The 13,197-nt window shown below is 72.6% G+C and carries 9 protein-coding genes; 4 read left to right on the top strand and 5 right to left on the bottom strand.

The genetic code is table 11. The features are described 5' to 3' along the window. The first annotated feature begins 63 nt into the window (after positions 1-63). Complete coding sequence (locus tag ACQPXB_RS26540; protein ID WP_366576513.1) at positions 64-987, top strand: LysR family transcriptional regulator; 924 nt, start codon at positions 64-66, stop codon at positions 985-987. Between the two features lie 342 nt (positions 988-1,329). Here the strand turns inward: ACQPXB_RS26540 and ACQPXB_RS26535 are convergent, their stop codons facing one another. From ACQPXB_RS26535 to ACQPXB_RS26525, 3 genes are all read right to left on the bottom strand, one after another. Beyond that, a complete protein-coding gene (locus tag ACQPXB_RS26535) occupies positions 1,330-1,623 on the bottom strand; it encodes a muconolactone Delta-isomerase family protein (RefSeq protein WP_386945216.1) in 294 nt (97 codons plus the stop codon). 97 nt (positions 1,624-1,720) lie between these two features. After that, a complete protein-coding gene (locus tag ACQPXB_RS26530) occupies positions 1,721-2,650 on the bottom strand; it encodes a LysR family transcriptional regulator (RefSeq protein ID WP_366576509.1) in 930 nt (309 codons plus the stop codon). A gap of 21 nt (positions 2,651-2,671) precedes the next feature. Beyond that, complete coding sequence (locus tag ACQPXB_RS26525; protein WP_432844816.1) at positions 2,672-4,099, bottom strand: hypothetical protein; 1,428 nt, start codon at positions 4,097-4,099, stop codon at positions 2,672-2,674. A gap of 57 nt (positions 4,100-4,156) precedes the next feature. On the opposite strand from ACQPXB_RS26525, the gene ACQPXB_RS26520 reads away from it, so the two are divergent. Beyond that, positions 4,157-4,849 carry a TetR/AcrR family transcriptional regulator C-terminal domain-containing protein gene (locus ACQPXB_RS26520; RefSeq protein WP_432844815.1) on the top strand — a complete coding sequence of 231 codons (693 nt, stop codon included), beginning with the start codon at positions 4,157-4,159 and terminating at the stop codon, positions 4,847-4,849. A gap of 3 nt (positions 4,850-4,852) precedes the next feature. On the opposite strand, the gene ACQPXB_RS26515 is transcribed toward ACQPXB_RS26520, so the two are convergent. Then, positions 4,853-7,153, bottom strand: coding sequence for an ATP-binding protein (locus tag ACQPXB_RS26515; protein ID WP_432844814.1), 2,301 nt, complete (start codon positions 7,151-7,153; stop codon positions 4,853-4,855). 182 nt (positions 7,154-7,335) lie between these two features. Then, complete coding sequence (locus ACQPXB_RS26510; protein ID WP_366576499.1) at positions 7,336-7,530, bottom strand: hypothetical protein; 195 nt, start codon at positions 7,528-7,530, stop codon at positions 7,336-7,338. 200 nt (positions 7,531-7,730) lie between these two features. Here ACQPXB_RS26510 and ACQPXB_RS26505 point away from each other — a divergent pair, with 200 nt between their 5' ends. Both ACQPXB_RS26505 and ACQPXB_RS26500 read left to right on the top strand, forming a co-directional pair. Continuing rightward, entirely contained in the window at positions 7,731-9,299 is a 1,569-nt protein-coding gene (locus tag ACQPXB_RS26505; protein ID WP_432844813.1) for a phosphodiester glycosidase family protein, read from the top strand. A gap of 264 nt (positions 9,300-9,563) precedes the next feature. Continuing rightward, the gene (locus ACQPXB_RS26500) at positions 9,564-13,196 is read left to right on the top strand and encodes a discoidin domain-containing protein (protein ID WP_432844812.1); all 3,633 of its coding nucleotides are present in this window, start codon (positions 9,564-9,566) and stop codon (positions 13,194-13,196) included. Position 13,197 lies beyond the last annotated feature (1 nt).

The raw sequence follows: 13,197 nt of genomic DNA, 5'->3' as shown, positions 1-13,197 counted from the left end.
TGAGGTGCGCGACTGTCAAGGACAAGCGAATGTTCCTGAGCGGAATTCGGTAGCATCACTACCGTGTTCAGCCTGGATCGCATGCGCGCCCTGCACGCGGTCGCCCAGCACGGCTCGGTGGCCGCGGCGGCCGCGTCACTGCACGTCACGCCGTCCGGGGTGTCGCAGCAGCTCGCGAAGCTGGAACGCGAGGCCGGCCAGGCGCTGCTCGAACCCCGCGGCCGCGGCGTGCGGCTGACGCGCGCGGGCCAGGTGCTCGCCGGGCACGCCGGCCGGATCCTGGCCCAGGTCGCGCAGGCGCGGTCGGATCTGGAGCTGCTCAACGAGGACGTGCTCGGCCCGCTGCGCCTCGGCGCCATCCCGACGACGATCCACGCCCTTCTGCCGCCGGCCCTCGCGACGCTCGCCGCCCAGCACCCGCGCCTCGAGGTGACGCTGCGCGAGGGCGAGGCCGAGCAGACGCTGCCCCAGGTCGTGGCGGGCGACCTCGACATCGCCGTGGCCGAGAGCTGGGCGGACCGCCCTACGGTGCTCCCGCCGACGGTCACCGCCACCACGCTCTTCTCCGACGTCGCCGACCTCGCCCTCCCCGGCACCCACCGCCTCGCGCACCGCCGCACCGTCGACCTGGCCGAGGTCGACGACGTGCCGTGGATCGCCTGGACCGCCGGCTCGGGCTGCTACGAATGGCTCGTCCACGTCCTCCGGGCGCAACAGCTGGAGCCCCGGATCAGCTGCACGGTCGGCGGCTATCCGACGCAGCTGGCCCTGGTCGCCGGCAACGCGGGCGCGGCTCTGGTACCGCGCCTGGCCCGCGGCACACCGCCGGCCGGCGTACGCATCCTCACCACCCGCCCGGCGTTGTCCCGCACGATCATCGCGGTCTGCCGCGCGGGCGAGGAGGAACACAGCGGCATCCGGGCGGCACTGGACGCCCTGCTGGCCGCCTCGGCCCGCTTCGCAACGGGCGCGCAGCCGGTCCGCTGACGCGGGACTTTCGTGGCGGAGGTGCGGTGTCGAGAGTCGTTCGCTGGACCGCCGCCGAAGGCAGTTCGTGGCGGCTTTGTTTGTGGGAGTCAGTGCGGGCGGTGCGCTGGGTGTGGGTTCGGCTGACGCGGGACTGTTGTGGTGAAGGTGCGGTGCCGAGAGAGTCGTTCGCTGGGGCCGCCGCCGAAGGCAGCTTGCGGCAGCGTCGCTTGTGGGGAGCCAGTGCGTGCGGTGGGCCGGGCGTGGATCCGTCGGCGCGCGCCGGGCGGGATCCGATCCGGTCCCGGACCTTCCGCGCGAGCGGGTCGCCGCCACCGGTGGCGGCGCGCAGGCACTCGGGGTTCAGGCCTTCGGCCCCGGGTCGTTGGGATGCGGTTCGAGCGCCGTGATCTCGAACGTCATCCAGTCGCGCAGTGGGAGGGTGCCCAGGACGTCGGTGCGGAGGGCGGCTTCGGTGTCGGCGCGCCAGATGCCGATGCTGCGCAGCTCGCCGACCGGGCGCCACAGGCGGCCGAGGTGGCCGGTGGCGGCGAGCTCACGGGCGCGCGCGGCTTCGGCGGTGCGGCGGCGGTCGACCTCGGCGGGGTCGGTGCCGTCGGGGATGGTGGTGGTGATGCGGACCAGGAACTCCTGCATGGTGGCCTCCTCGGGATGCCGTTGCGGCAAGGAGATCCTGCGCCCCGCCGGGCGGCGGGCGCCACGACCGGATCCCTCGGACGTCGGAGGCCGCGGCTCACACGGGGTCGGGCGTGCGGCGGGCGTACGGGTCGGTCGCGGGCACCCACGTCGAGTCGTCCAGGCCGAAGGTGCCGAGGTCCGCGGTGAGGGCGTCGACGACGGCGCGCACGGAAGCGCGGGTGTCGTCGCGGCGGGTGACGAGCGACCAGGTCCAGCACGGCGTCGGGGAGACGATGGGGCGGCGCACCAGGTCCGGTGGCAGGGGAGTCGTCTGGCCCTTCGGCGAGTTGACCACGGGCCGGCGCAGGCGGCGGACGTGCTCGAAGAACGCCGGGCCGGTGATGCCGCCGTCGTCGGTCCGCTCGACGGTCGCGCCGGTGTCGCGCGCGAACTGGCCGGCGTAGAGGTTCCACGACGACCAGCTGAGCGTGTCCGAGTCGACCAGCACCACCACGTCCTTCGCCGCCACGGGTGCGGTGTCGGTGCCGGTGGACACGGCGTAGAGGTGGTCGGCGCCGATGAGGCGCGCGGTGAGGTCCTGGTCGGCGAGGTCGGGCGTCTGCACCCAGCAGATGGCCAGGTCGATGCTGCCGTCGGCGACGCGCCCGGCCTGCGCGTGCGAAGGCAGTACCCACGCGTCGACCTGCACGCGGGCGACGCCGGCGGTGCGTTCGACGAGGTCGGCGGGCCGCCAGTTCACGTAGCCGAGGCGCACGGCCTCGGTGCTCGACAGCCCGGTGGCCCGGCGGCGCAGGTCGTCCGCCTGCTGCAGCAGCGCGCGGGCGCCCGGCAGCAGCGACTCGCCGATCGCGGTCAGCGCCACCGAACGGCGGTCCCGGTCGAACAGCCGCACTCCCAGGTCACGTTCGAGCGCCTTGATCTGCTGGGAGAGCGACGGTCCGGCGATGTGCAGCCGTTCCGCGGCCCGCCCGAAGTTCATCTCCTCGGCGACGGCGACGAAGTACCGCAGCTGGCGCAGTTCCACCAGCGCATCGTAGTTCCCGCGTCACGGCCCGCTGACGAACACCGGCGTGAGCGAAACGGCCAGCCGCACCGTGCCGCCGTCGAGACGCACGGACACCGGCGCACCGAAGGCGTCGACGGCGACCGCCCCGGACGCGGTCCACGGCAGCGTCACCGGGACCGGCGGCTCCTGCTCCCCGTCCACCGGATCCCGCTGGTCCCACACCACCACCAGCGGGCCGCGCCCGGCGCGCTCGGCGGCGTAGGCCGGTACCTCGGTGTCCATTCGCGACACTCGCTCGACCCCCGCGAGCTGCTCGGCGACCAGCGAAAACGTGTCGGCCATCGGCCGCCGCACCGCCAACGACCGGCCGTGGTAGCCCAGCAGCGGCAGCTTCCCGAACAGCAGGTGCATCATCTGCAGCGGGTCGACGGGCCCGGGCACCTCCGGCGCGAGGTTCCAGTAGGCCGTGCGCCGGATCCCCGACGCGAGCGCCAGCACCGTGCGCACCACGAGCTGCCGGCAGCCGATCCGGTCGCGCAGCGCGTCGAGCTCGGGCGGGCAGCCGTCGAGGAACATCTGCAGCCGCGGCGGCAGCTCGGCCATCCGCGCGTACAGCGACCGCATCGCGGCCCGCTCCGGTGTCTCCTGCGCCGCGCGCTCCTGCAGCTCGCCGGTGCTCTGCGTGGCGGGCGCGTCGGCGAACGCGCTCAGGAACGCCTGCTGCATCACCGGTTCCAGCTCCGGGACTTCGAACGGCACCGGCCCGCCGTGCTCGCCCGCCACGATCGGCTTGGGCTCGCCGTACGCGGCCATCATCTCGCGCGCAGTGTCCACATAGGATGGAACTGCCGACGGATCACCGTAGAGGTGCACGCTGAACACGTCGAAGTGCTCGCGCCCCGCCGACACGAGGTGGTCGAAGAACTTCCGCGGCTCACTGCCGGGTTCGCTCGAGAACACGTCGTACCCGCACCCGCCGAGCACCACCAGCGCGGCCGGATCGACCTCCTTCACCCCGTCGTGCAGCACCTTCAGCTGCCCGACGTACTCCTCGGCCGTGCCGGCCCACAGCAGCCCGGTGTTGCTCGGTTCGTTGTCGCACTGCCAGAAGTGGACCCGGCCCGCGCACCGCCGCACCAGCTCCCTCACGAACCGCCCGTAGGCGGCCGGGTCGTGCGCCGGCGAAGGCGGCAGGAAGTCCGTCGGCACCTTCGTCGCCCACGGTGAGCTGGAACAGACGGTCAGCCACACCTCCTCGTCGCCGTCGAGCTGGGCCAGCAGGGCGTCGACCGCCGTCCAGTCGTACTCGCCGGGCCGCGGCTCGACCTGGCTCCAGAACACGTACGCGCGCAGCAGCCCGGCGCCGAGCGCGCGCGCCTGCGGCACGAACTCACCGGGCTCGCCGAACAGCCCGTAACTGATGCCCCGCACCACACCCAGCCGGACACCCTGCAGTACTTCGGTCACCGCATCCCCCTGAAAGTTTCACTGATAAACTCAAACTATATGCGATAAACTCAGCGCATGCCAGTAGAGCCCCCGTTGATCTGGACGCTGCCCCCGCCTCCGCCGCGTCAGCGCTCCCTCGGCCGCGAAGAGATCGTCGCCGCGGCGATCGCCCTGGCCGACGAAGGCGCCGCGGTCACCATGAAGTCCGTGGCCGGCCGGCTCGGCCCCTACACGTCGATGGCGCTCTACCGCTACGTCCACAGCCGCGAAGGCCTCAGCGACCTCATGCTCGACGCGGCCGTCGCCGAGGTCCCCGTGCCCGCCGCCCCCGGCGGCGACTGGCGCGAAGACCTCCGAGCCCTCGCGCTCGACACGCGCGGCATGCTCAAGCGTCACCCGTGGTGCGCGCTGCTCGCCCACACCCGCCCGCCGGCCGGCCCGCACCTCATGCGGCGCCTCGAGTTCATGCTCGCCGTCCTGACCGCGTGCGGCGCCACGCTGTCCGACGCGATGACCTACGCCGCGCTGATCGACCGCCACGTCCTCGGCAGCGGCGCGCAGGAAGCCGAGGAAGCGCGACACGAACCCACCGGCGAAGCCCTCACCGAGGCACTGGCGTCGGTGCGCGACCTCGCCGCCGCCGACCCCGCCGTGCCCCTGCTCACCGCGTGGCTCACGAAGCCGGCCGGCCCGCCCCGCGACGTCCAGTTCGACCTCGGCCTGGGGTTCCTCCTGGACGGCATCGAGTCCCGGCTGCCCGGGCGGTGACGCTCAGCCGCGCCGTTGCGCGAGCCACGCCGGGATCCGGCTGCGCGAGCTGAAGCCCAGCTTGCCGAGGATGTGGTCCACATGGGACTCGACCGTGCGGCGGCTGATCACCAGCCGTTGCGCGATCTCCTTGTTGGTCAGCCCCTCGGCGACGAGCTCGGCCACCTCGAGCTCGCGGCTCGTGAGCTCGGGCTCCGAGGTGTCCCGGACGGGCGCGACCGGCGCGGGAGGGGCGACGGTCTCACCGAGCAGGTGGGCGAGGGCGGCCTCGAAATTCGTCGAAGCCTCGGCGCCACGCTTGAACGCCGTGCGATACCGGGCGTTCCCGAGGGATTCGCGGACCGCCTGTTCACACGCCGCGTGCTGGTCGAGCAGACGGCGCATCCCGAGCATCGCCTTGCCGCCGGTCAGCGGCCACACGCGGTGGGCCACCCCGAGGCGCTCGGCCGCGAGCTCCGTCCGGCCGGTTGCGGCTGCGGTCCACGACAGCAGCTCCACCGACAGCGCCGCATTGAGGATGTCGTTGAACAGGCGCGCCGTGCGAATTCCGCGCAGCAGCCCCGTTTCCGCCGCGTCATGCTCGCCGAGCATCCATTGCGCGAGCGAACGCGAGTACAGCAGGTGCGTGCGGGCGCGCAGCTCACCGGTCGATTCGCACGCGGCCAGCCCCTCCTCCGCGACGGCCACGGCTGTCGCCGGGTCACCACCCCACGCCTCGGACTGCGCCACCGTGCCCAGGCTGAGCACTTTGATGCTGGTGTAGCCGGGGATGCCGGCGAAGCGGTCGTGGGCTTTCCGGAACACCGTGGTGGCCGTCGGGAAATCTCCTTCCAGGAAGTGGCACGCCGCCGTCAGCATTTCCGTGTAGCCGAGCACGACCTCGTCGCCGTTGCGGCGGCCCCAGTCCTCGGCTTCACGGATCAGCGGCAGCGCGGCGCGGGGTTCGCCCATGAGACAGGCGGCGTACGCGCTGATCCACAGCGCCCGAGCGCGGTCGCGGCTCGGTTCGGGGTTCACGTCGAGCGCCCGCGCGAGCCACAGCCGGCCTTCGGTGAGGTGGCCGCACTGCAGCCAGAAGAAGTGCAGGGTCACCACCAGGTCGAGGCCGGCCGCGTACCGAGCGGGGGTGCCCAGGTCGTGATCGAGCGCGGTGCGCAGGTTCGCGTGGTCGCGCAGCACCGTCGCGTACACCTCGACCTGGTCGGCTCCGGAGTCCCAGTCGGTCTGGGCGCGCTGGGCCAGGCGCTGGAAGTACTCGCTGTGCCGGTTGCGCATCGCTGCTTCGCCGCCCGCCTCGGCCAGCTTCTGCCGGCCGTACTCGCGGATCGTCGTCAGGAGGCGGAAGCGGGTCGGCGCCCGGTCGGCCGAGGTCTGCACGATGGACTTGTCCACGAGCCCCGCCACCAGGCCGAGCACGTCGCCGGGGTCGATGCCGTCTCCGGAGCACACCTCCTCGGCCGCCGCGAGGTGCAACCCGCCGGTGAACACCGCGAGACGCGTCCACAGCACCCGCTGACGCGGTGTGCACAGCAGGTAGCTCCAGTCGATCGTGCTCATCAGCGACTTCTGCCGTTGCGGCGCGACCGGGTTGGGGCTCAGCAGCTGGAAAGTGTCGTCGAGCCGGTCCAGGAGCTCGTCGATCGCCAGGGTGCGCAGCCACACGGCGGCCAGCTCGAGCGCCAGCGGCAGCCCGTCGAGCCGGCGGCACACCTCGACGACGATGGACCAGTTGTGGCTGTCGAGGGCGAACCGGCTGGACACGGCGGTTGCGCGTTCGGTGAACAGCGTCACCGCGTCGAGCCCGACGGCACCGGCGAGGTCGTGGACTTCCGGCACCGCCAGCGGCGCCACGGCGTACACGTGTTCGCCCTGGGCACCCAGCACGTGCCTGCTGGTGGCGAGGATCCGGAGGTCCGGCGCCGCGGCGAGGAGGTCGCGCGCGAGCCGTGCGCACGCCTCGACGAGGTGTTCGCAGCAGTCGAGCACCAGCAGCGGGCTCTTGTCGCGCAGGTACTCGGCGAGCCGGCGCGGCGGGTCCTCGTCGGCGTCGCGGATCCCGAACGCCGCGCCGACCGTCTGGGCGAGCAGCGCGGGATCGTGGAGGTCGCCCAGCTCGATCAGCCAGACGTCGTCGGGGAACGTGTGTGCCACCTGGTCGGCGACGCGGAGGGCGAGTCGGGTCTTGCCGACGCCGCCGGCCCCGGTGAGCGTGACGAGCCGTCCCACGGACAGCAGTCTGCGGACCTCGACCAGTTCGCGCTGCCGGCCGATGAAGCTGGTCAGCTCTGCGGGCAGCGTCCCCATCGAGACCACCTCCACGAGTTGTGAGAGTACGTCTCGCGGTGGCCGATGTCAGGTTGTTCCGTTTTATCCGGGCAGCACCGAACCCCGTACCACGGTGCGGCGCGGGTACGGGGGTTCGGCGGGTCGGCTCACTCGATCGGGGGCGAGAGTGAGGACCTCCTTTCCGCGGGGGCGCTTTTCTTTCAGGCAGCCAGATCCGATGCGGGCGGTCTGGTGTCCGGTGCGGGGGAGTGCAACGCCTCCCGGTCGCGCCCGGCCGGCTCGCAGCCGGGGCGCCAGGTGCCGACGTGCGTCCACTGCCGGCCCCACCAGTGGCTGATGAGGACGGTGGACCGGAAGCAGACCGGGCACGGCTGGCGAAGCGAGTCGATCGCCATGGGGACCTCCGTGTCGGTGGTGCTTCTTGTCCTTCAAGAATCGCGGCTCGGCGCGGCCCGCACATCGGAAGTCCTACGGAGAAACTACGTACGTATCCGGTTCGGCAGAGTTCACCGCCGCTCCAGCCGCCGGACAGGTCCGGGTCGACCGCGCCGGGTGGACTCACCCGGATCCGCTTGAGGCAAGGGAGAAACCCACAGTGTTCACCTCGTCACGCGCCCGGCGCGTGCTCGCGGCAGCCGTCGTCGTCGCAGGGGCGGCTGCGGTGCTCACGCCGGCCGCCGACGCGTCGGTGCCCGGTCCCGCCGGCTACACCTGGACCACCGACGTGGTCGCGCCGGGCGTCACCGTCCGCACCGGCGTGCTGAGCCGCACGGCCCACCCTCCGTTCTGGACGGTCACGATCACCGCGCCGGCCCGGAACATCCTCACCGGCGCCGCGACGACGGCCGAGCTCGGCACGGCGGCCTGGGCGCGCGACACCGCCGCCAAGCTGGCCGCGGCGGGCTACCCGGCGCGGCAGGACACCGTCCGCTGGCCCGGTTTCTCCGACACCCCGCACGGCGTCGAGGGCGTGCGCGTGCGCACCGGCTCCTACCCGACGCAGGCCGCGGCCACCGCGGCGGCGACGACGCTGAAGGCGGCCGGGTTCAGCGCCGTGGCGGAGTGGACGGGCTACGACGCCGACCAGGCGCCCGACGCCGAACGCGTCCACGTCGCCGTGATCGACCGCGACCGCTTCCACGGCAGCATCGAGGCGACGCACGACGGCACGGTGGCGCAGCGGGAAACCACGTCGTCGATCGCGGCGAAGACGGGCGCGCTGGTGGCCGTGAACGGCGGGTTCTTCGTGACCGCCGACGCCGACGGGTTCCAGGGCGTGCCCGCCGGGCTCGCCGCCTACGACGGCAAGCTCGAGTCGCAGTCGTCCGGCGCCCGCGCGGCGCTGGTGCTCGGCCGCCGCGGCGACGTGTCCATCGAGAACGTGACGTCCACGGTGACCCTGCGCTCAGGCGCGGCGACCCACGCGGTCGAAGGCGTGAACCGCAAGCCCGGTGTCGTGCGCGACTGCGGCCGGCCCGGCCTGACGCCGACCACGAAGCCGCGGCAGGACTTCACCTGCACCACTGCCGACGACCTCGTGCTCTTCACCGCCGAGTTCGGCGCCGCCCTGCCGGCCGGCCCGGGCACGCAGGTCACCCTCGGCCGCGACGGCCGTGTGCTCACCGTGGGCGCGCGTGGTGGCGCGGTGCCCGCCGGCGGTTCCGCCGTGCAGGGCATCGGCGCGGCCGCCGGCTGGCTCACCGCCCACGCCGTCGCCGGCCGCAAGCTGACCGTCGACGAGCGCGTGCGCACCGCGTCGGGCCGGCCGGTCGACCTCCGCGCGGGCGACGGCATCGTCAGCGCGGCGCCGGTGCTGCTGCGCAACGGCCGCCAGGCCATCGACGCCGCCACCGAGGGTGTGCTCGACCCGAAGGACCTGTCGTTCGGGTACGCCTGGGCCGAGCAGCGCCAGCCGCGCACGATGGCCGGGCTCGACGCGCAGGGCCGCTTGCTGCTCGTGACGGTCGACGGCCGGCAGCCCGGCGTCAGCGAAGGCGTCACGATCGAGGAAGGCGCGCAGCTGATGCGCAGCCTCGGCGCGGTCGACGCGCTCAACCTCGATGGCGGTGGCTCCACCGCGATGGCCGTCGCGGGACAGCTCGTGAACCACCCGTCGGACGCCACGGGCGAGCGCCCGATCGGCGACGCGGTGCTCGTGCGCTGACCCGTCCGGCCGGGCGCGTCCGATCCACCCGGACGCGCCCGGCCGGACAAACCGGGCACCTCCGCTTGCCTTGCCGCCCTTGACCGGCGGCGCCCTCCCGGCGTCCGACATCGATGTCATCTCGGCGGATTCTTGTCTCTCTTGTCTTCTTGACGGGCGGGTGAGCGGCCGGGAAGCTTCCTGGCAACGTTGTCACCCGTCGACGTCGACGCCTGCGGTCCCCGCGTCACGAGGACGGGTTTTGTCTCGAGACCGGGAGATCCCATGACGTTGGACCAGAGCGGCGCGCCGGGCGCGGATTCGGCACTGTCGCGCCGGGGCGTGCTGGCCGCCGGCACCGGGTTGCTGGCCGGGTTCGGCCTGACGGCGGTGCTGCCGGGCGTGGCCTCGGCGGCGCCCGCTTCCCCCGCGGTCGCCGACGGGCACAGCTCGACCGACCTGGCGCTGTTCCGCCCGGTGCAGGTGTCCTCCACCGACTACGCGGCCACCCCGGCCGAGTTCGCGGTGGACGGCCTCGCGCAGGTCGGCGTGCAGGGCTCCGGCTGGCGCGCGGCCGGGAGCGGCTCGCAGTGGATCATCGTGGACCTGCAGGGCCGCTGCCAGGTCGACTCCGTGGTGCTCACGTTCGAGGCCCGCCCGGGCGACCCGGCGTTCGACCCGGCCGCCTCGCGCAGCAACACCAAGGGCACCGAGGTCCAGTCGAGCTACGCGACCGTGTTCGACCTCGACGTCTCCCAGGACGGCAAGGCCTGGCGCACCGTCTACAGCACCGCGCAGGGCACCGGCGGCGTGGTGACCATCCCGCTGAAGCCGGCCGTCGCCGCGCGCTGGGTCCGCCTCACGAGCTCCGCCGGGTCGACCACGAACCCGTTGGGGCTCAACGGGTTCCAGGTCTACGGCACCACCCGCGACAACCGCCCGGCCGTGCGCGGCTGGACGTCGTTCCCCGTGCGCGGCCACGACAACCCGCCGGCGCTGGCGGTGGCCGCCGACGGCTCCGTGCCGCTGGAGTCCGGCTGGGTCCTCACCATGCAGGACTGGGCGCCGAGCACCGACGGCGCCGTCCTGTCCGGCACCGCGGTCGACACGCGCGGCTGGCTGCCGGCGTCCGTGCCGGGCACGGTGCTCGGCTCGCTCGTGGAGCAGGGGCAGCTGCCCGACCCGGTCAAGGGCATGGGCAACATGCACATCCCCGAGGCCCTTTCGCGGCACTCCTGGTGGTACCGCCGCACGTTCTCCGTGCCGCGCGGCCTCGACACCTCGGCGGGCCGGCACGTGTGGCTCGAGTTCGACGGCGTCAACCACGAGGCCGACATCTGGCTCAACGGCGCCCACGTCGGCAACCTGGCGCACCCGTTCGGCCGGGCCGCCCTCGACGTCACGGCGGCGCTGCGCCGCACCGGTGACCAGAACGTCGCGGTGAAGATCGCGCCGATGCCGTTTCCCGGCAGCCCGGGCGACAAGGGCCCGGCCGGGCAGTCCTTCGTGGACGCGGGCGGCACGATGTTCGCGAACTCGCCCACGCTCGTCGCGGTGTCCGGCTGGGACTGGATGCCCGCGGTGCGCGACCGCGCGTCCGGCATCTGGAACCACGTCCGGCTGCGCTCGACCGGCGCGATCGTGGTGGGCGACGCCCGCGTGGACACGAAACTGCCCAACCTGCCCGCGACCGACGTCGCGGAGGTGACCATCACGGTCCCCGTCCGCAACGCCGGTTCGGTGGCCCAGCGCGTGAAGGTCACCGCGGCGTTCGACGGGATCTCGGTGTCGAGCACCGTCACCGTCGCGCCGGGTGCGGAGGGCGCGGCCGTCTTCGCGCCGTCCGACTTCCCGCAGCTGCGGATCAAGAACCCGAAGCTGTGGTGGCCCAACGGCTACGGCGACGCGACGCTGCACGATCTCACGGTGACCGCGGCCATCGGCTCCGCGGTGAGCGACCGCAAGAGCCTCAAGTTCGGCATCCGCCAGATCACCTACACCTACGACCAGCCGATCGTGCCCGTCGACGGCGTCGCCTCCCAGACCGTGGACCTCGCACCGCAGCAGGCGCGCTACGTCCGGGTGCAGTGCGACAAACGCGCCACCGGCTGGGGGTTCTCGCTCTGGACGATGTCCGTGGTGGACAGTGCGAACGCCGGCACCGACCTGGCCCAGGGCAAGACGGGCACCAGCTCCACCGTCGCCGACGGCAATCCGCCGCAGAACGCGTTCGACGGCGACCCGAAGACCCGCTGGACCTCGGAGTACGCCGACAACCAGTGGCTGCAGGTCGACCTCGGCGCCACGACGTCGTTCGACCGCGTCGTGCTGGCGTGGGAAACCGCGTACGCGCAGACGTTCCGCATCCAGGTCTCGGCCGACGGCGACAGCTGGACCGACGTGACGTCGGTGGACAACTCCGCGAAGCCGCTGACGTTCATCGTCAACGGGGTCAAGGTGTTCTGCCGCGGCGGCAGCTGGGGCTGGGACGAGCTGCTGCGCCGGATGCCGCCGGAGCGCGTGGACAACGTCGTGGCGATGCACCGCGACATGAACTTCACCATGCTGCGCAACTGGATCGGCTCGTCCTACCGCGAAGAGCTGTTCGAGGCGTGCGACCGCTACGGAATCCTCGTGTGGACCGAGTTCTGGGACGGGTTCTCCACCGACCCGGCCAACCACGACATCTTCCTGGCCCAGGCCAAGGACACCGTGCTGCGCTACCGCTCCCACCCGTCGGTCGCGGTGTGGTTCGGCTGCAACGAGGGCACCCCGCCGGCCGTGATCGACCAGGCGCTGCGCGCGATCGTCACGGAGAACACGGACCTGCTGTACCAGAGCAACTCCGCCGGCGGCGTGATCACCGGCGACGGCCCGTACCGCTGGCTCGACCCGAAGCAGTACTTCACGGGTGAGGCGACGGGCGGCAAGGCCGGGTTCTGGAGCGAGATCGGCATTCCCACCGTGTCCGTGGTGGAGAGCATGCGCAACCTCGTCGGCGACGGCGACCCGGGCTGGCCGATCGGCGCGCCGTGGTTCCTGCACGACTGGTCCACGCAGGGCAACCAGTCGCCGCAGACCTACCTCGCGGCGATCGACGCGCGGCTCGCGCCCTCGTCGAGCCTGGAGGAGTTCTGCCGCAAGGCGCAGTTCGTGAACTTCGAGAGCATGCGCGCGATCTTCGAGGCGTGGAACTCGAAGCTGTGGAACGACGCCACCGGCGTGCTGCTGTGGATGTCGCACCCGGCCTGGCACAGCACGGTGTGGCAGACCTACGACTACGACCTCGACGTGAACGGCAGCTACTACGGCTCCCGCAAGGGCTGCGAGGCCCGCCACGTGCAGGCGGATCTCACGACCTGGCAGGTGCGCGCGATCAACCACACGCCCGACGCCATGAGCGGCATGACCGTCACCGCGCAGCTGCACGGGCTCGACGGCAAGCCGCTGGGCGCGGCGCAGACGCAGAAGGTCGACGTGGCCCCGATCTCGGGCACGGCCGCGTTCACGGTGCCGTTCGGCGCGGACCTGCCGGCGCTGCACCTGCTGCGCCTGACGATGACGGACTCGCACGGCGCCGTCGTCTCGGAGAACACCTACTGGCGCTACCAGGCGGACACGGCGATGCGCGCGCTCAACCAGCTCGGGCGCACGCAGCTGTCGACGAGCCTTCGCCCGGCGGGCAAGGACGGTTACACCGCGACGATCCGCAACACGGGCAAGACCGTGGCCGCGATGGTGCGGCTGTCGCTGCGCGAGAACAACGGCAAGGACCGCGTGCTGCCGACGATCTACGGCGACAACTACTTCTGGCTGCTGCCAGGGGAGTCCCGCACGGTCACGGTCGTGCCGCGGCGCTCCGTCAAGTCCCCGCGGCTGTCGGTGGAGGCGTACAACGTGCCGGCCAAGCTGAGCTGAC

The organism is Amycolatopsis sp. CA-161197 (assembly GCF_050942255.1).
Classification (GTDB): Bacteria; Actinomycetota; Actinomycetes; order Mycobacteriales; family Pseudonocardiaceae; genus Amycolatopsis.
This window is presented reverse-complemented; position numbering and strand designations above follow the sequence as displayed.

Bases quoted from the DNA above. Each gene is read 5' to 3' on its own strand.
- ACQPXB_RS26520 (WP_432844815.1), top strand. From the start codon at position 4,157: ATGCCAGTAGAGCCCCCGTTGATCTGGACGCTGCCCCCGCCTCCGCCG.
- ACQPXB_RS26500 (WP_432844812.1), top strand. From the start codon at position 9,564: ATGACGTTGGACCAGAGCGGCGCGCCGGGCGCGGATTCGGCACTGTCG.
- ACQPXB_RS26515 (WP_432844814.1), bottom strand. From the start codon at position 7,153: ATGGGGACGCTGCCCGCAGAGCTGACCAGCTTCATCGGCCGGCAGCGC.
- ACQPXB_RS26510 (WP_366576499.1), bottom strand. From the start codon at position 7,530: ATGGCGATCGACTCGCTTCGCCAGCCGTGCCCGGTCTGCTTCCGGTCC.
- ACQPXB_RS26535 (WP_386945216.1), bottom strand. From the start codon at position 1,623: ATGCAGGAGTTCCTGGTCCGCATCACCACCACCATCCCCGACGGCACC.